Source organism: Nocardia sp. GP40 (assembly GCF_050434125.1).
Taxonomy (GTDB): Bacteria; Actinomycetota; Actinomycetes; order Mycobacteriales; family Mycobacteriaceae; genus Nocardia; species Nocardia albiluteola.
This window is the reverse complement of the sequence record NZ_JBNPVW010000016.1, coordinates 183,002-201,466: the sequence shown is the minus strand read 5'-3', so window position 1 is coordinate 201,466 and position 18,465 is coordinate 183,002. Positions and strand designations below refer to the sequence as shown.

10 protein-coding genes (1 of these 10 running past the window's edge) are annotated in these 18,465 nt (G+C 67.8%); 5 read left to right on the top strand and 5 right to left on the bottom strand.

Translation table 11 applies throughout. The annotated features are described in order from the left end of the window. The first annotated feature begins 151 nt into the window (after nucleotides 1-151). Nucleotides 152-832, top strand: a complete 681-nt coding sequence (locus ABH933_RS37025) for an RNA polymerase sigma factor (RefSeq protein ID WP_429424668.1) — start codon at nucleotides 152-154, stop codon at nucleotides 830-832. Here ABH933_RS37025 and ABH933_RS37020 read toward each other — a convergent pair. The 5 genes from ABH933_RS37020 to aceA all read right to left on the bottom strand — a co-directional run bounded on the left by ABH933_RS37020 (nucleotide 789) and on the right by aceA (nucleotide 7,813). Continuing rightward, the gene (locus tag ABH933_RS37020; protein WP_429424666.1) at nucleotides 789-1,217 is read right to left on the bottom strand and encodes a hypothetical protein; all 429 of its coding nucleotides are present in this window, start codon (nucleotides 1,215-1,217) and stop codon (nucleotides 789-791) included. The genes ABH933_RS37025 and ABH933_RS37020 overlap by 44 nt on opposite strands. Continuing rightward, entirely contained in the window at nucleotides 1,214-2,341 is a 1,128-nt protein-coding gene (locus tag ABH933_RS37015; protein ID WP_429424819.1) for a molybdopterin-dependent oxidoreductase, read from the bottom strand. The genes ABH933_RS37020 and ABH933_RS37015 overlap by 4 nt, the downstream gene beginning before the upstream one ends. A 552-nt stretch (nucleotides 2,342-2,893) precedes the next feature. Next, nucleotides 2,894-5,200, bottom strand: coding sequence for a 5-methyltetrahydropteroyltriglutamate--homocysteine S-methyltransferase (gene metE / locus ABH933_RS37010; RefSeq protein WP_429424664.1), 2,307 nt, complete (start codon nucleotides 5,198-5,200; stop codon nucleotides 2,894-2,896). A gap of 169 nt (nucleotides 5,201-5,369) precedes the next feature. Further along, on the bottom strand, nucleotides 5,370-6,242 hold the full coding sequence (locus ABH933_RS37005; protein ID WP_429424662.1) for a 3-hydroxybutyryl-CoA dehydrogenase: 873 nt from the start codon (nucleotides 6,240-6,242) through the stop codon (nucleotides 5,370-5,372). A gap of 281 nt (nucleotides 6,243-6,523) precedes the next feature. Next, entirely contained in the window at nucleotides 6,524-7,813 is a 1,290-nt protein-coding gene (gene aceA, locus ABH933_RS37000) for an isocitrate lyase (RefSeq protein ID WP_215915547.1), read from the bottom strand. A gap of 547 nt (nucleotides 7,814-8,360) precedes the next feature. Between aceA and ABH933_RS36995 the strand changes: the two genes are divergently transcribed. The 4 genes from ABH933_RS36995 to ABH933_RS36980 form a co-directional block, all read left to right on the top strand. Next, a complete protein-coding gene (locus ABH933_RS36995) occupies nucleotides 8,361-9,491 on the top strand; it encodes a lipase family protein (RefSeq protein ID WP_429424660.1) in 1,131 nt (376 codons plus the stop codon). Between the two features lie 247 nt (nucleotides 9,492-9,738). Further along, nucleotides 9,739-10,059 carry a hypothetical protein gene (locus ABH933_RS36990; RefSeq protein ID WP_429424658.1) on the top strand — a complete coding sequence of 107 codons (321 nt, stop codon included), beginning with the start codon at nucleotides 9,739-9,741 and terminating at the stop codon, nucleotides 10,057-10,059. 50 nt (nucleotides 10,060-10,109) lie between these two features. Then, nucleotides 10,110-10,622 carry a YbaB/EbfC family nucleoid-associated protein gene (locus ABH933_RS36985; RefSeq protein ID WP_429424656.1) on the top strand — a complete coding sequence of 171 codons (513 nt, stop codon included), beginning with the start codon at nucleotides 10,110-10,112 and terminating at the stop codon, nucleotides 10,620-10,622. Beyond that, nucleotides 10,623-18,465 carry the 5' end (the start) of a hypothetical protein gene (locus ABH933_RS36980; protein ID WP_429424654.1) on the top strand. The gene runs 23,501 nt beyond the window's last position, so 7,843 of the gene's 31,344 nt are visible here — the first part of the coding sequence; the start codon lies at nucleotides 10,623-10,625; the stop codon falls past the right edge of the window.

Here is an 18,465-nt window from a genome sequence, read left to right as displayed (position 1 = left end):
ACGGCCGTTACACGCCGCAGCGACAGAGAACCGCATATGAGAACAAAGTATGACCACTGCGTCCGGGCCGGGGTCAAGCGGCGCGAACGCTATTAGCGTCGAACTCATCACCCCGCCCCGCCGGAAAGTCCCACCCGGCCAAGGAGGATCCATGGACCACACCGATGTTCCGAGCCCGCCGCAGGATCCGCTCGTCGAGCGCCTGCGACTCGGCGACGAGGCGGCGTTCGCGATGGTCCTGGACAGCTGGTCGCCCTCGATGCTGCGGTTGGCCCGCTCGTTCGTGTCCACCGGGGCATCGGCCGAGGAGGTCGTCCAGGAGTGCTGGCTGGCGGTGTTTCGCGGCATCTCCACGTTCGAGGGCCGTTCGTCGTTGCGCACGTGGGTCTTTCGCATCCTGGTGAACACGGCGAAGAAGCGCGGGATCGCCGAGAGCCGCACCATCCCGCTCGGCAGCCTGCTCACCCGGGACCAGGGTGACGCCCTCGATCCGAACCTGCTGCGCCTGGTCGGCGGCCGCGCGCCCGAGCACCCCGGTGTGGCGCCGCACCGCCGGTCCGAGCCGGAGGATGCCGCCGAGCACGCGGAGATCCTCCGGGTGGTCGAGCAGGCGATGACGACGCTGCCCGAACGCACCCGCACGGTGCTGGCGCTGCGCGATATGCAGGGCTACACCTCCGACGAGGTCTGCGCGCTGCTCGACATCACGCCGGGCAATCAGCGGGTGCTGCTGCACCGCGCCCGCGCCGTGGTGCGCGGGCGCCTGTCCGACTACTTCGAGGGCGACACTACCCACGCGGCACCGGCGCGACCGTCCTGCGACGTTGCGTAATGCGAATGATGGACAGCGCCACTGCAATCCAGACTATCGCCAGCGCAATCCCCAGTCCGAGAGGGTAATTGCGATCCACGACGGTGGAGTTGCCGAAGGTGTCGTGCGGCACCAGCACCGGCACCGCCAGCGCGCCCAGCACGACCGTCAGGGCCGAGCCGTAGGCCAGCGGCGCCCACCAGGACCGGGGCAGCAGGCGCCGCGCGCCCAGCCCGACGGCCACGCACAACGGGGCGAACACGAAGTCGTGCAACACGATTCCCCCGGCGAGCCAGATCACGACCGACCACAGGTCCGCGGGCGGGAACGACAGGAACAGCGAAATTCCGTAGTAGGCCAGCCACACTCCGGCCAGGCCGAGCAGTACTCGAATTGTCGCAATCATGCTGACAGCACCTCGATTTCGGACAGCCACTTGGTCTGCAACACCCCGGGCCGGGTCGGCGTGATCAGCCGGCAGGGATAGCCGTGATCCAGGTCCAGCGTGCTGCCGTTGACCGCGAGCGCGACCAGGGTCTGCGCGTCGACGGCGTGCCGCCGCGGCAGCACCGTGACCCGATACAGTCCGCCGCCCTCGAGCGAGGTGAAGCGCACATCCCCGCCGGATCCCGGATGCACGGCGGCGACCAGATCGCGCAGCCGCACCCCGGTCCAGGTCGCCGACACGCTCCAGCCCTCGACGCAGGCGATCGGCAGGATCGCGGTGGTCTGCGGCAGGGCCAGCAGCTCGGCCCGGCTGAAGGCGCGGGTGCGGCCGCCCGCCGAGACCGTCAGCCGGTAGCCCGGATCCATGGCCCGATCGTGCACCCCGGCCGCCGCGGCGGTCCGATTCACCGGCAGTCCCTGCGGCCCGTTGCCGCTGCGCGGGGCCAGCACCGACAGGTTCTTCAGCCACGGCACGCTCTGCCCGGCGAACACCAGCCCCGCCACGGTCGCCGAAACACCCGCGACGGACAGCATGGCGCGCCTCGAAATCCCCTGCTTCCCCTTGGATTTCGCATCCTCGATCGGACGGCTCAGCGCCTCCCGCACGATCGGTAGCTTGACCGCGAGATGTACCGCCAGCGCCCCGAACGCGACGTATGCCATCGCATAGTGGGTGGTGGTGAAGAAGAACTTCCACGGGTAGAACTGCGCGGTATTGAACAACCCGGTGACCAGCTGGAAGATCATCGACCCGACCAGCACCGCGATCGAGCCGCGCTCCAACAGCCGCAGCGGCGAGCCGATCACGGGCCGCTCGACCAACTTCGGAAACACCGACCACAGCTTGACCAGCAGCAGCGGAATCGCCATCACGCCCGACACGACGTGCAGCCCCTGGGTGAGCCGATACAGCCAGGGCGGATTCGCGGGCCAGTAGAACCAGCCCGGCGGATGCTGGATCCAGTGGCTGATCAGGCCGGTCACGAAGCAGATCGTGATGGCGATGCCGAGCGCGAGGCCCACGCGACTGGCGACCTCGGGCCCCCGCGCCGGGCTGGTGCTGTCGTTCACGGCCCGCTCGATCTCCGCGACCCGCCGTTCCACCTCGGCGACCCGCTCCTTGACCGCGGTGACCGGCCCGCGGGTCGTCGGAGATTGCTGGATTGTGCGCTTCACACACCACAGTGCCGACGGGAGGTCACCGCGTTACACGCGCCGAGTCGACCGATGGTTCCCGCCATCCGGATGCGGCCCGTCATGCCGCACGCACCCCGCGGTCCGGGCACGCGCGCCCTGGTCACCGTGCCGTGCGGCCCGTCATTTGCGCATGCTTCCCACCACTCCGGCGCACGCACCCCGGCCCCCTTGCCGTGCGGCCCGTCACTCCGGTGCGCTGTGGCCGGAATGACGGGCCTGGCACAGCGGATCCGACCATCGGCACGCCGGAACGACACCGCCCCCTACTCGCCCTGCTGTACGCGTCGCCGCATTCGCATGGCCGCGGCGGCCATGTTCCGCAGCGCGGGCGCGAGCTACCAGTAGTGCCTCGTCTCGAGCCCGCCGTCCGGGTTGGCCCGCAACCGCTCCGCGGTCAGCATCCGCGCACCCTGGATGACGCGCCCGCAGGCGGCGACGCTACTCGCTCTGCTGCGCCCGCCGCCGAACCCGTCGAGCGGCCGCGACCATGTTCCGCAGCGCGGGCTCGAGCTGCCAGTAGTGCCTCGTCTTGAGCCCGCCGTCCGGGTTGGCCCACAGCCGCTCCGGGGTGAGCGCCTGCGCGGCGGCCGTCAGCAGTTCGTCCAGCTCGTCGATGTCGGGGATGCGGGCCGAGCGACTCTCGTACACGCCAGGGCCGACGCCGTGGGACAGGCCGTGGCCCACCTCCGCATCCTCGGCCAGGGCCTTGAGCACCCACTCGATCGAGCGGGTCGCGACGATGGCGGTGACGTCCGCGTCGAGCTCCTCGATCGCGCGCACGATCTCCGCGCGGCCGGAATAGGCGATGTGCGTGTGGATCTGAGTCTCCGGCCGCACCCCGGAGGTGGCCAGCCGGAACGCATTCACCGCCCAGCGCAGGTATTCGCGGCTCTGGGTGCCCTCGCGCAGCGGCAGCAGCTCCCGGATGGACGGCTCGTCGACCTGGATGATCGACACCCCGGCCTTCTCCAGATCGGCCAGCTCGTCCCGAATCGCGAGCGCCACTTGGTCGGCGGTCTCGTAGAGCGGCTGGTCCTGTCGCACGAACGAGCGCGCCACCATGGTGACCGGGCCGGTGACGATGCCCTTGACCGGCCTGTCGGTCAGCGACTGCGCGTAGGTGGTCCAGTCCACCGTCATCGGCGCGGCGCGCGAGACGTCGCCGTACAGCACCGGCGGCCGCACGCAGCGCGAGCCGTACACCTGCACCCAGCCGAAATGCGTGGTGGCGAAGCCGTCGAGCAGCTCGGCGAAGTACTGGATCATGTCGTTGCGCTCGTGCTCGCCGTGCACCAGCACGTCCAGGCCGATGTCCTCCTGCAGCCGGATCGTCGATTCGATCTCGGCCTCGATCCGCTTGCGGTAATCGTCGTAGGAGAGTTTGCCCTCGCCGAGATCGTAACGGGCCTGGCGGATTCCGTCGGTCTGCGGGAACGAGCCCAGCGTGGTCGCGGGCACCAGCGGCAGATTCAGCTTCTCGCGCTGGGCCTCCCGGCGCACCTCGTACGGCTCGCGCTCGCGCATCTTCGGGGTGAGCGCGTAAACCCGCTGTCGCACAGCATGTTTCTGCTTGAAGTGCACCTCGCGCGGGCGGCCCTGCCACTTCTCCGACGGGCCATCGGTGAGGGCCTTCGCCAGCGAAACGACCTCGAGCACTTTCTGTTTCGCGAACGCCAGCCGATCGGCCACCGGGCCCTCGAGGTCGTATTCGACCAGCAGGTCGTAGGGCACGTGCAGCAGCGTGGTACCGGTCGAGACGACCATGTCCGGGCAGACCTTGGACAGCTCGTTCAGGTAGTCCAGGGTGACGCGGCGATCCGCGCGCCACACATTGGTGCCGCCGATCACACCCGCGTACAACCGCTTGCGTTTGATCCCGGGAATCTTCGCCAGCTCCTCGGGCCGCACCCGATGGCTGGCCAGATCCAGGCCGATCGCCTCCACCTGGGTCTGCGCCAGGATCGCCGTCGCCTCGCCGAAATCGCCGTACTGGCCGGTGACCAGGATGCGCGGGCGCAGCGGCGCGGTGGACAGCCGCTGATAGGTGCTCAGGAGGGCAGCCAGCTCGGCGGGGGTGCGATCGCCGGTGAAACACGGCTCGTCCAGCTGCACACAGGTCGATCCGCGCTTGGCGAGGATCTCGAACAGTTCCTCGTAGACCGGCAGCAGCTTGTCCAGCAGGCTCAGCTGGTCGAACTCGGTCTCGCCCGGCACCTGACCGGCCTTGGACAGCAGCAGCAGCGACAGCGGGCCCAGCACGACCGGGCGCAGCTCGATGCCGCGCTCCTTGGCCCGATCCCACTCGTCCAGCAGCGCCTCGGGATGCAGGGAGAATTCGGTGCCGGCATCGAGCTCGGGCTGCCGGTAGTGGTAGTTGGTGCCGAAGAGGCGCACCAGCTCGAGCGGCGGCAGATCCGGGCGGCCGCGCGCCATCAGGAAGTAGAAGTCCAAGGGGTGCAGGCCCTCCCGGAAGGGCTCGAACCGCTTGGGCACCGCGCCGAACAGCAGCGCGTTGTCCAGCACGTGGTCGTAGAAGGAGAAGGTGTTGCCCGGAACCTGGGTGAGCCCGGCCGCGGCCAGCTCGTCGAACTGGGTCTCCTGGATGTCCCGGCCGACCGCCAGCAGCTCCTCGCGCGCGAGGGTGCCGTGCCAGTAGGACTCGAGGGCCCGCTTGAGTTCCCGGTGCGGCCCGATCCTCGGATAGCCGAGAATGCTGGATCCGAAGCCGTCGGTGACATTGACCATGAGCTGGACTCCTCTCGCAGCTGCGGTCCCCGCGACCTGTTTGCAGCTTACGGCCGGTAGAGCTGGATGCCGCCGCACAGCGCGGCGACACGATCGTCGATAGAGGTGGATCCGGTGCCGACGCCGCCGAACCGGGCGGCGCGGGTCATCCGGGCTGCTATGGCGTCGATCAGGAGCGGTTGTACTGGTAGAAGCCCGCGCCGGTCTTCTTGCCCAGCAGGCCCGCCTCGACCATGCGCATCAGCAGCGGCGGCGCGGAGTACAGCGGCTCCTTGAACTCCGTGTACATGGAGTCCGCGATGGACTTGACCGTGTCGAGGCCGACGAGGTCGGTCAGCGCCAGCGGGCCCATCGGGTGGGCGCAGCCCAGCACCATCGCCTTGTCGACGTCTTCCTTTGTGGCGAAACCGGATTCGACCATACGGATGGCCGAGAGCAGGTACGGCACCAGGAGTGCGTTCACTACGAATCCGGAGCGGTCGGCCGAGCGCACGACCTGCTTGCCCAGGACCTCCGCGGCAAAGTTCTCCGCGCGCTTCGCGACCGCCTCGCCGGTCTTGAGCGTGGTCACCAGCTCGACCAGCGGCAGCACCGGCACCGGGTTGAAGAAGTGCATGCCGACCACGCGCTCGGGCTGGGTGGTGGCCACGGCGATCTTCATGATCGGAATGGAGGAGGTGTTCGAGGCCAGCACCGCGTCGGGATCGGTGACGACCTTGTCGAGCTCGGCGAAGATGGAGGTCTTGACCTCCTCGCTCTCCAGCACGGCCTCCACGACCAGCTGCCGGTCCGCGAAGTCGCCGAGGTCGGAGGTGAAGCGCAGCCGCCAGGCGGTCTGCTCGCGCTCGCGCTCGGTGATCTTGCCGCTGCTCACGCCGCGGTCGAGCGACCGCAGGATGCGGGCGCGGCCGGCGGCGGCCAGCTCCCGGGTCTGTTCGAACACGAGCACGTCGACGTGCGCGCGGGCGCACACCTCCGCGATTCCGGCGCCCATCTGTCCGGCGCCGATGATGCCGACGCGCTGAATCTTTTCGCTGCTCACGTCCCGCTCCTGCTGGTTGTGTGGCGATGGTTTGGGGTGAAGCCGCCGGGTTCCGGCGCTTCGATCAATCACGGTATACGGGAAGTACGACAGTGGCCCTCCCTGCCGGGGGCTGTTCCGCAGGGAGGGCCGGTCGCTGCCGTAACCCCGAGTGCCGCAGCCCTTTCGGGTGCAGCGGTCACGGTGTCGGCCGCCCCGCCGTCCGTTCCCCTAGCTGTGATGCGACGGGAGAACGAGCGGCGGGGCACCGGACTCGCGGTGTCTGGCGACACCGCAGGTCATCAGTGGAACTGGCCCTCTTCGGTCGAGCCCTTGAGCGCGGCGGTGGAGGTGTTCGGGTCCACGGTGGTGGCGATGGTGTCGAAGTAGCCCGCGCCGACCTCACGCTGGTGCTTGACGGCGGTGAAGCCACGCTCGGCGGCCGCGGCGAACTCGCGCTCCTGCAGGTCGACGAACGCGGTCATGCCCTCGCGAGCGTAGCCGTAGGCCAGGTCGAACATGCCGTAGTTCAGCGAGTGGAAGCCGGCCAGAGTGATGAACTGGAACTTGAAGCCCATGGCGCCCAGCTCGCGCTGGAACTTCGCGATGGTCGCGTCGTCCAGGTGCGCCTTCCAGTTGAAGGACGGCGAGCAGTTGTAGGCCAGCAGCTGGTCCGGGAACTCGCCGCGGACCGACTCGGCGAACTTGCGCGCGACCTCGAGGTCCGGCACGCCGGTCTCCATCCAGATCAGGTCGGCGTAGGGGGCATAGGCCTTGGCACGCGCGATGCAGGGGTCGATGCCGTTGCGGGTACCGAAGAAGCCCTCGGCGGTGCGGGTGCCGTCCAGGAACTCGCGGTCGCGCTCGTCCACATCGGAGGTGATGAGGGTGGCGGCCTCGGCGTCGGTGCGGGCGATGATCACCGACGGCACGTCGGCGACGTCGGCGGCCAGACGCGCGGAGGTCAGGGTGCGGATGTGCTGCTGGGTGGGGATCAGCACCTTGCCACCGAGGTGGCCGCACTTCTTCTCCGAGGCCAGCTGGTCCTCCCAGTGCACACCGGCGGCACCGGCGGCGATCATGGCCTTCTGCAGCTCGTAGGCGTTCAGCGCGCCACCGAAACCGGCCTCGGCGTCGGCGACGATCGGGGCCAGCCAGTTCTGGACCGAGGTGTCGCCCTCGACCTTGGCGATCTCGTCGGCGCGCAGCAGCGCGTTGTTGATGCGGCGAACCACGGTCGGCACCGAGTTGGCGGGGTACAGCGACTGGTCCGGGTAGGTGTGACCCGACAGGTTCGCGTCACCGGCGACCTGCCAACCGGACAGGTAGATGGCCTTGAGGCCGGCGCGCACCTGCTGCACGGCCTGGTTGCCGGTCAGGGCGCCGAGCGAGTTGATGTAGTCCTCGTTGTTGACCAGATCCCACAGGATCTCCGAGCCGCGGCGGGCCAGGGTGGCCTCCTCCACGACGGTGCCCTGGAGCTTCGACACCTGCTCGGCGGTGTAGTTACGGGTGACGCCCTTCCAGCGGGGGTTGGTGTCCCAATCCTGCTGGATCTCCGCAGCGGTCTTCGGGGTGCCGGTGGTCGACATTTCTGACTCCACTTCCTGTTTCGGTGCCCCCCATGCTAGAGCGGCAATTTGCAGGCTTGCTAGGCCCATCGGGTGTACTTCACCACGATTGCACACCCGAAAAGTGCCGTCTACCTGTTGCTACTGCAAATCTCGGCTAGCTTTGCCTCCCCATTTGCTAAGTCTGCAAAATTTGCGAGCGGATTGCAGGCCAGTAGCCTACCGGCGAGTAGGTCTGACATGCGGTTTTGCGTAACGCTCGTACTGTTTGCGTGATCCATACCACCGGACGAACGGGGGCGTCCGCATTCCCGTCTGTGACGACCTTCACAGCGTCCGAGCGGGGGATTTCGTGGCGCGGGTCACTGCCGGGAACGCATGCCCACCGGCGCTCGCCCGGCACCGACGCCGCGCTCCGGTCGAGACACGTGGTCCGGTGCGCCGCGACAACAGCCCATCACGGTCATAACCTGAGTCCGACCCGGCGTGAGTCGCTGGTCGGGCCGGTCGCGTCAGCGAACGGCCGCATCACACCCGCGAGCCGACGATCCCCACACCGAGGAGCACGATGCGAATCCTGCCGACAGTGACCGCGGTGGCCACCGCGCTGCTCACCGGCCTGCTGCAGCTGCCGGCCGCGCATGCCGCGCCCACCGGATCGTTCGCCTCGGCCGAGCCGCTCCCGGCCGTCGCGACGCTGCCGGGCTCGGCGCACGCGCAGCGATTCCTCTACGACACCACGACCGTGCACGACCGCCCGACCGTCGCCAGCGCGGCGATCTACTTCCCGCCCGGCGCGGCGCCCGCGGGCGGCTGGCCCGTCATCGCCTGGGCGCACGGCACGGTCGGGCTCGGCCACGACTGCGCGTACAGCATCGGCGGCCCGGCCGCGGTCGAGCGCGACTGGTCCTATCTGGGCACCTGGCTGCGGCAGGGATACGCGATCGTCGCGGCGGACTACGCCGGGCTCGGCACGCCGGGCGGGCATCCGTATCTGAACGGCCGCGTCGAGGCGCACAACGTCGTCGACGCGGTGCGCGCCGCGACCGGCCACTACTCGACGCTGTCCCGCAAATGGGTGGTCGTCGGCCAGTCGCAGGGCGCCGGCGCCGCGGTGAACACCGCCCGCTACGCGACCAGGTTCGGCCCGGACCTGGACTACCGCGGCGCGGTCGCCACCGGAACCCCCGCCTACATCGAGGACGTCATCACCCCGCTCGGCCCGGGCGTCCCGCCGGTGGCGGTGGGCGGCGAAACCACCGCGTACACGCTCTACATCCTCAACGGCCTCCGAACGACCTACCCCGAACTGAACATCGGCTCCTACCTGACCGATTCGGGCCGATACTGGCTCGACCGCGCGGCCACCGAATGCCTGGAACCGCTGGCCGATGCCCTGACCGCGGCAAAGGTGGTGGGCGGCAACCTCTTCGCCCGCCCGCTGGCCGACATCCCCGACTTCCACGGCGTCCTCACGCGCTACCTGGGCCTGCCCGAATCCGGTTACGACCGTCCACTTTTCATGGGCCAGGGCCTCCTGGACACCGACGTCATCACCCCCGAAACCCTCCGCTTCGCCGCGGTCCTACGGGCCAACCACCAGCCCCTGACCTTCAAGACCTACCCCACCGACCACAGTGGCACCGTCCTGGCCTCCCAGCCCGACTCGATCCCGTTCGTCCACAACCTTTTCGAGTAATACGTCACAGGACCAACCTCAATCGGCCGCACAACCTGCCCTACGCCAGACGCTCGCAAGGCTCGGCCGTGAGCATGAGCTGCTGAAACAGGCGCTCGAGCATGGCATCCGGCCAGCCCGAAGCCCCCACAAAATTGGTCTGACAGCCATGGGGCATTCATGAGATGATCGAACGGAGTTGTCTCGGAAAGGCTTTGTTGCCGTGGCCCACTGAGCACCTCGTCGACGAGTTGACAGGAGGGGCGACATGACGGACAAGGTTGAGGCCTACACCGACAACATGCGCAAGACCAGCGGGGATCTGATCGGCATCGCCGGGCGCTTCCAGGACCTGCTGACGAAGCTGGAGGGCGACGACGCGGCAGTCCACGGCAAGTGGGGCGACGACGAATTCGGCAACAACTTCGCGAACGGCCAGTACGGCTATGTCAGCTCCTACAAGAACCTGCACGACAATCTGAAGTCGAAAGTCGATCTGCTGCAGTCGTATGCGCAGGGCTTGTCGGATGGTGCGGACACGCTGGACAAGCAGGACGAGAACAACGGATCCGACATCGCGAGTGTTTGACCCGTGGCTACCGAGCAGGGTGCGGGGTGAGTTGAGGGAGGACCCCGGGAATGACGAATGAGGCGATGGCGGCGCGGCTCGCCGAACTCAAGGAAACAATGCAGGCGAGCATCGCCTCGATCCAGCAGGCTCAGCAGCAGTGGGCAACCTTCACTGCGACGGCGACCGCGGCGAGGAAGCGGGTCACGGTGGTCGTCAATGCCGAAGGCGTTGTGATCAAAACCCGGTTCACCGACGATATCGCTGATCTCACACCCTCCGAACTCGCCAACGCGGTGACCGCAGCCGCACAGGAAGCCGCGCTGACGATGCAGCGCCGCACCCGCGAAATGATCGATGGCCTGCGCGAGGAGCAACGGCGGCTGCCCAAGATGTCCGAATTCCTCCCGGACATGCCCGATCTCACCTCGATGATCCCCGCGCGTCCCACGGTATCCACCAGACCGCCGGGAGCACGGCCCGCCGAAGAGACCAGCACGGCAATGCCATTCACCGATGTTGTTTCCTGGGAGGACGGTACGCGCAGCCCGTCCGGCCCGAATGTGGCGGAACAAGGCTGGTAGATGTCATCCATCGGTGACGTATCCGACTGGATTCCCAGTTGGATTCTGCAAGCCCTCAACTTCGGTCAGGCATACCCGAAGGGCAAAGAAGACGCCCTGTTCACAATGGCCACGGCCATGCACGACCTCGCGGGCGAGCTTCGCCAGCTCGAGACCGACGCCAAGGCTGTCACCGACCAGGTAGCCAAGTACTACGACAGCAGCGGCTCCCAGCAGGTCCAAACGGAGCTCAACCAGCTGTACACCGGTGATTCTTCGATCTCGAAGACCGCCGACGCCTTCGACAATTTCGGCGATTACAACCAAAACGGCGGCATGCAGATCGAGTACTCCAAGGGCATGGAGGACATCTTCGCCATCATGACCGTCCAGATGATCTGGGCGCTGCTTCCTGAGCTGCCATGGAGTGCACCTTGGGAAACGATCGCGCTGGCATTCGGCCGTGAGGCGGTCGAGAGAGTCGCCACCGAGGCGGCGGAAAAGCTGGCGGCGGACGCCGCGGAGGCAGGACTCAAAGACCTGCTGAAGGCGTATTTCAAGAAGATCACCATGGCCGAGGCCCGCAAGGCTTTGGAAAAGGCCGCCCAGAAGTCGCTGTTGAAGAAGATTGCGTACGCCGGAGCCAAGGGCGGTCTGCATGGCATGGCCTTGGACGGCGGCTTGCAGGCATACCAGATCGCGGCCGGGCATCGCAGCAGCTTCGACTGGAAGCAATCGTTGAGCACCGGATTCGAGTGGGCCGCAGGCGGAGCCGTCGGCGTGCCGGTGGGTCATAACGTGGGGAAACTGCTCGAGCATTTCGCACCGGAAATGGCGCCCCGGCTGAGCGGCATCCTTACCGCGACGGCGGGTGGCCTCGCCGGCGGCGTCGGCATGTACGGCGCCGGCGTCGGTTTGAATGTTGCGGGCCAGCTGCTCGGCTCGGGCCACGTCGACTGGAGCAAGGTCCCCGGATTCAACCCCCAGATGTTGATCGCCGGCATGGCCATGGGTGGTCTGCACGGCGCGCGCGGGGAGGGTGGCGCGGGCGCGGTCACCGATCCCAGCACCGTCGTCACCGTCACGACGGACGGTACTACCGCCCATGAACCCGCCACTACGCCCGCGGCCGACACCACGCTCGAAAGCAGTGGGAAATCCGGCACAACGAACAACGAAATATTCAGTGACACAACCGATTCAGCGAGCAATCAGGCCACCAACCGGATCGGCGTGGCCACGGGCGAGTCCGGTGATCAGGCCGCAACCGGTGGTAGCCATCCCGAGGGTTCCACCACCAACGCCGACACCAAGACCACGTCGAGCAGCCCTACCGCCGCCGACTCCAGTACGCCCACCCCGGAATCCACTACGCACGACAGCGCGACGGGCGGCTCGTCGACCGCCGACACCCCGCATACCGACCAGCGCACCGGGGCCGGCCTGGCCGACGACAAGGGCGCGTCGCCGGAAAACGCCGGCTCGATATCGGCCGGAACAACCGATTCCCCAGCACCGCACAGCGATACCAGGGCCGTGGCCGATACCGGCCGGGTCTCGTCCACGCCGGATACCGGCACTACACCGGCGTCACCCCGCCCAGGCATCGAACCCGGACCGAAGGGTCCGGAAGCAACCGCCGACACCACCCGGCACCCAACCGGTTCCGACTCGACACGACCGGAAAACCGGTCCGGCGCGGCCGCCGACCCAGCAGAGGCCGCAGCACGCAAGGGTGTGCCCGCCAGCTCACCACGTCCGGAGAACTCCCCCAGGGCCGGCGCCGACACGACACGAACGCCGGGACGCCCCGAGGCGGACGCCAAGCCGATACGGGCCTCGTCACGTGACGAACCCGCCCCGTCGGACCCCACCACACCGCATGCCGGCGACTCGAATACCATCGAACCGGTCGTCGTCGTCGAACCTGTTGTCGAACCGGTAACGAATCACGCTGATTCACACCAGGAAAACACTAGGCCCGTCAACGATTTTCCCGCCGAATCCGGTCCCCCGAAGCGCGACCCCAAGGTACTCCAGCGCCGCCTCGATGCGCAGGATCGCGCCGAGCACGAGCAGCAACAGACCAAGAAGGCGATCGCCGACTCCAAGAAGAAGGTCGCCGAGGCCAAGCGCGCACTCGACGAGGCCGAGGCCGCACGCGGTCGCAACAGCGACGACCAGCGGGTCGCCGACGCGCGCGCGGCGCACGAGCAGGCCCAGGCGGAGCACCGGCGGACGGTCGAGGGCGCCGTCGACAAGCTCATGGACAAGGCCAAGGAGGCAGGCTCGGATACCTGGAAAGCCTTCCAGGACGGGCACATCGGCAAGGACGACGCCTTCCCGCTGGTGCGCAAGGAGCGAGTGACCGCCGCGAAGGCCGCGGCCGAGGCGATGCTGGAGTATTACGACCTCGAGGCCGGCTCGGACAAGTCGGGCCCCCTGGCCAAGCTCAGCAACACCGATCTGGAGCATCAGATGCTCCACGGTTCGGACAAGGAATCCCGGGCGGCCCAGATCGAGCTCTTCCGCCGGGGTACCGGCGGCGAGATCGGCGGCCCGGGCGGCAAGGTGCTGCGGTGGACGCAGCTGACCTCGGAAATCCTCCTGCACCACGGCCCCGTCGAAATGGACACCGGCGAGGGCAAGGAATTGACCGCCATCGCCGCGGCCACACGCAAGGCCATGGAAAAGGGCATCGCTCATGTGATGACCAGCAGCGATCCGCTCGTGGTCCACATGCAGCACGAATTCGAGAGCCTCGTGGCCGGCGATCACGGCCTCGGCATCGACGTGTATCACCTGGACTCGGACAAGCCATTCCCGACCATCGACCCGAACCGCAAGCTGATCGTCATAGGTACCGCCCAGGACTACGGTTTCCGCGCGGTCAAGGAGGCCCAGTCGGTCTTCGACAAGCTGAAGGAAAGCGGCATGTCGAAGGACGACCTGGCGCGCCTGCGCACGGACCTGGAAAACGCGCCGTCGATGAAGGAGTACAAGAAGCTCCTGGACACCGCAGCGGAGAACCGGAAATTGCCCGATCGTTTCGAGCCGTTCCCGGGCGGAGACCTGATCATCGACGAGATCGACGCCCAGCTCATCGACGAGCAGACCCATTACGTGTTGTCGCCCGGCTCGGCGGGCAAGGCCGACGAGACGTTCGCCGCGAACGTGCACGACGTCTGGAAGAACCTCCAGGATGCCAAGGAGTCCGGAGTGCTGGGTCCCGAGGACTTCGGCAAGGACATGGACCGGCGCGGCGTATTCAATTCCCAGCTCACCGCCGACGGCCGCGCCAAGCTCGAGGATTTCCTCGGACGGCCTATCGACGACAAGCAGGCCGAGGAGTATTCCCATGCGGCCCAAGCCGAATGGGGTCCCGAGCAGAATTCGGACTACCACGTCAGCGACGACGGAAAGATCAAAATTATCTCGTCCAAGACCAACGATCAGGTCATGGACGATCCCGAGAAGCAGAGCTCGAGCCGCTGGAACGGCTTTGCGAAGTATCTCGAGGCCAAGCACAACCTGGACATCACCGCCGATTCGGAATACTCGCTGTCCATCACCGGCAAGCAGCTCTTCAGCGGCGACCATTTCGACAGCATCAGCGGCCTGTCGGGCACCCTGCTCACCCCGTCCGAGGGCAACCCCCGGGGCGTGGAGGACGTCATGCACGAGGAGTTCGACACCGGGCCCATTTCCAAGGTCGACCGATTCTTCAAGTCGCAGCTGGACCTTACCGACGCGGAGCACTTCGCCAGCGGCGCGGAGAAGTTCAAGGCCATGGCGCACGACATTCTCGACACGGCCTTCGTCGAGGATCCCGAGACCGGGGAAATGGTGCAGAAGGGCAACCCACAGCTGGCCATCGCGATGGATAACGCCGACGTCGCCCGCCTGGCGGACGCGCTGGAGACCGCGGCCACCGAGCGCGGTCTGCCCGTCAAGTTCAACAAGCTCGATGTCGCCTGGGTCGACTCCCACGGCAGCAAGGACGTGGCCAACGAGGAAATGCAGAAAATCATCGCCAAGGGCGGTGAGATGGGCGCGATCACCCTCGGAAACAAGATGATGGGCCGTGGCGTCGACATCACCCCGGTCAAGGAGTCTTTCACCCAAGACCCCAACGGCGGCCCGCGCCAGGGCGGCCTCAAGGTGAAAATCAGTGGCGGCCCGGCCTATTCGGAACGGGTCAACCACCAGGCCGAAACGCGCGCCGCGCGCAGCGGCGACCCGAACGGAGACTGGGCCACAGGCGGCACCCCCGGCGAGGCCAAGCACTACATCTCCCCCGAGGACTACCGCAGCAGCTCCCCCGACGCCCGCGTCAAGACCATTATCACCAAGTACGAGAAGGCAGCCACCGAATACCGCGACGCCACCGAGGCCCTCGCCCAGCATGAGAGCGACGAGAACCGGACACACCTGCAGGAGGCCAAGGAGAATCTGACCGCGGCCGAGAACGACATGCGCACGAAGGCCACCCCACTGCAGAAGGCCGCGGTCGAGCGGCAGATCCTGAACTCCCGGCGCTCCGGCGACGCGTACGACGCGCACGCGCCTCCGCTCGACGACCACACCCAGCGCCCCGACCTACCGCCGCCCAGATCTGTCGACACGCCCAGCGAGGGCGAGCACATCCCGACGCCGGAGCAGCAGACTCCGGAAACCGCACCGGTGGTTTCCAGCGAACAGTCGCACGAATCGACGAGCTCGCGGCCGAGCCCGATCAGCGACGGCAGCAGCGAAAGCGACGTGCCGCCGCCACAGCAGCCCCGGACGCAGCCCGGAATCGATGCGCACCCTGGACTTCCGGCTACGAGTCAGGGCAATCAGCCGCACTCGTCCGAGTCCGACGCACCGCACACCGGCGGCGACAACAGCGTCAGGACCACTACCGAGGGCGCACCGACACCTACCCGCTCGGCTCAGCCGACGACTCCCACCCTGGAACAGCAGACCTCGAGCAGCACGCAGGCGACGCCCACCGTCGGCAGGCCCACCTCGAACTTCCTGCAGCCGACCTCGAGCGGCACACAACAGGACTCGAATCCCACCCCGACCTCGACCGAGTCACAACAGAACTCGACATTCGACCGACCGACACCGACTGGTACGCAATCGAATCAGAACTCGACCCAGCCGACCCCGGCCGGGGCACAACAGAACTCGACGTTCAACGAAACGACCCCAGCTGGCACACATCACGACTCGGCTCTGAGCCGACCGGCCCAACCCGGTACGCAACCGACCTCGAACGCCGTGAGACCGACCTCCACCGGCACGCAAACTCCGACCGTCGAACATCCCACCATCGACGGGTCGAATCCCGCCGCCGTCCCGCCACCGTTCCATCGCGACGAGAACAACGACGATGCCACGGCGCCGGAGGCCGCTCCTACTGCGGCGCAAGCTGATTCCGCTCGACAGTCGAATCCCTCACAGCAACCCCCCCTGGGCCTCGGTCCGGTCGCCGACGGCACGACTGCACGACCGAAGGCGGCCGCTCCCGCGGCCGGGGTCTCCGATGCCAGCCAGACTCCCGCAATCCCCGCGGGCCCCACACTGCAGCCGGCAACTGAACGGAGCGCACCCCGGTCCGGGTCACCGACCCGGTCCACCACAGCACCCGTCGCCGAAACGGCCGGCCTGACCGGCACGGTGCCCGACGGCACGACTTCCCGCCCGCCGACACCTTCCCGCCGAGCGCGGCCTACGCGTGTCCGACCGCAGCCCGCCCCGCTGGCGTCCGACGCCCTCGCCGGTCAAACCCCGATCCCTGCCCGCGCCGCGGCCGCGGCCGAACGCCGAGCCGAGATCGATCAGCTCACCACCGACTGGGCCCAGGCCTGGACGGCCCGCGAGGATGCCCGCGAAGCACTCGAACAGGCCATGAACGGGATGCCGCTCAGCGCAGCCGATCTCGTCCCTGCGACTGCCGAAGACGCAGGGACACTGGAGGAAACACTGCGTGGCCTCCGCGACCGCACCCCGCCTCTCGATCAGCAAACATCCTGGCACGACCGTGTCGACGCCCTGGAAAACGCCGCCCGCGCATTCCACCAGCTCGACGCCCGAACTACCCTGCTCGACAGCCGAATCCAGGCCGCCGTTGCCCGGGACGTCCAGCTGGCCGGCATCGACGACGCCCTGCAACGCGAGACCGCCGCCCTCGATGACTCCTTCGCCCGCAACGAAGCAGCTGCCGCGGCGGCACACCAGCAGACCATGGACCGGCTCGACGCGATCGCCGCAGAACTGGCCTCACCGCTCGGACCGCAAACTAATTCGGCAGCAACACAATCCGCGACGACGCCGGACGGGCAACAGCACACACCCGGCCCACTCCGTCCCGCCACCCCGAACCACCGGGAGGTTCAGGGCCTCTACCGCGATGCGCGAGGGCTGTATGCCGAGCAGGCCCGGCTGCGAGCCGAGGCCGAGCGGCTGCGGTCGCAGGCGGCGGACGCGACGCAGGCCGGCGACCACACCCGTGCGCTGGAGCTGTTCGATCGCGCCCGCGAACTCACCGACCGCGCCCAGAAACTACAAGCTCGTGCAAATGGATTACGCGCCAGGGGAATACGACTCGACCTGATCAGGCTGGCCCACGAACGACAGGACGCGCTGGCCCAGGCACGGGACCTGCACGACCAACTGGTCGATGCGCTCGGCGGTGACGCGCAGATCCAGCAATTCCAGTCCGATCTGGCCGCGCTCGATCGGCTCGAGGCGGCGCTGCACGATCGAGCCGGGGTCGATGCCGCCCTGCTCCGTGTCGCCGGTCTGCTGGCGGTCGCGCAAGAGCAGCTGACCGCCGGAAACGTGGTGATCAGCGACCTGCAGACCGAACTGCAGACACTCGCGCAGCAGGGCGCCGAGGTTCCGTCCGCGGTCCTGCGAACCGCGCACATTGCCCTGGCGCATGCGGAACGTGAACGCGACGGTTTGCTCACCTCGCTCGCCGAGCTCAACGACCGGCACGGCGCACTCCTCGACCAGCAGTCCGCGCTGGCGGTCGAGATCGCCGCCGGCGAGACGGCCCGCGACCAGCTCGCTTACGTCTTCGGGATCGCCGATCCCCAGGAACTGCACCCCTCCCCCGGGCGCATCCTCTCACCTGGCCTGACCGATCTGATCGCGCTGCGCGCCACCGCCGCCGCGGCCGCTGCCGCACAGGCGCGCGCCGATCAGCTCGCCACCCGGCGCACACACCTGCTGGCATTGAATTCCCGTGGTGCGGTGCCGGTTTCCGATAGGGTCGGGTTCGTACCGGCCGCCGGAACCGGTACCGGCGCCCTCTGGTACGAGGAGGTCGTCGTCGTCGGCGACGGCACCGATGTACTGTCCTACTACCGGGCGCTGCAGGCGGCCGTGGGTGATCGCGCCGATATCACGCTGCGGCTGGGCAAGTCGGCCACCTTCCCGCTCCATGTCGGCTATGCCGAGGTGGTCACCGACGCCGACGGCAACCTCAGGCGCCTGCAGCCATTGCCGTCCACCGATCTGCCCACCCGCGAAACGGTCGGACGCTCACCGGAGCATTCACGGCGGGAAAATTCCCCCCAGCAGCCGGTGCGCCGGCCCGGCAGCCGTCACCCGTGGGTTACGCAATTCCTGCGGAATCGGCCGTGGATCGCCAAATCGGTGCTGTGGGCGACGCGAATACTGCCCACCGACACCTCGCCCGGACGGGGAGCGAGTCCCGCTCAGTCCGCACAGTTCGTCGACGAGCATCCCCGGCTCGCCTTCGCCTTGGCCGGAGTCAGGCAATGGATCCCGAAAGTTAGTGCCGGCCAATGGATCCAACTCGTTCCCGACGCCCTGGACTCCCACACCGGTCTGCCCTATACCGGCG

What these genes read in the sequence shown, in the direction of transcription:
- ABH933_RS37025 (WP_429424668.1), top strand. Translation starts at nt 152, where the DNA reads ATGGACCACACCGATGTTCCGAGCCCGCCGCAGGATCCGCTCGTCGAG.
- ABH933_RS37020 (WP_429424666.1), bottom strand. Translation starts at nt 1,217, where the DNA reads ATGATTGCGACAATTCGAGTACTGCTCGGCCTGGCCGGAGTGTGGCTG.
- metE (WP_429424664.1), bottom strand. Translation starts at nt 5,200, where the DNA reads ATGGTCAATGTCACCGACGGCTTCGGATCCAGCATTCTCGGCTATCCG.
- aceA (WP_215915547.1), bottom strand. Translation starts at nt 7,813, where the DNA reads ATGTCGACCACCGGCACCCCGAAGACCGCTGCGGAGATCCAGCAGGAT.
- ABH933_RS36995 (WP_429424660.1), top strand. Translation starts at nt 8,361, where the DNA reads ATGCGAATCCTGCCGACAGTGACCGCGGTGGCCACCGCGCTGCTCACC.
- ABH933_RS36990 (WP_429424658.1), top strand. Translation starts at nt 9,739, where the DNA reads ATGACGGACAAGGTTGAGGCCTACACCGACAACATGCGCAAGACCAGC.
- ABH933_RS36985 (WP_429424656.1), top strand. Translation starts at nt 10,110, where the DNA reads ATGACGAATGAGGCGATGGCGGCGCGGCTCGCCGAACTCAAGGAAACA.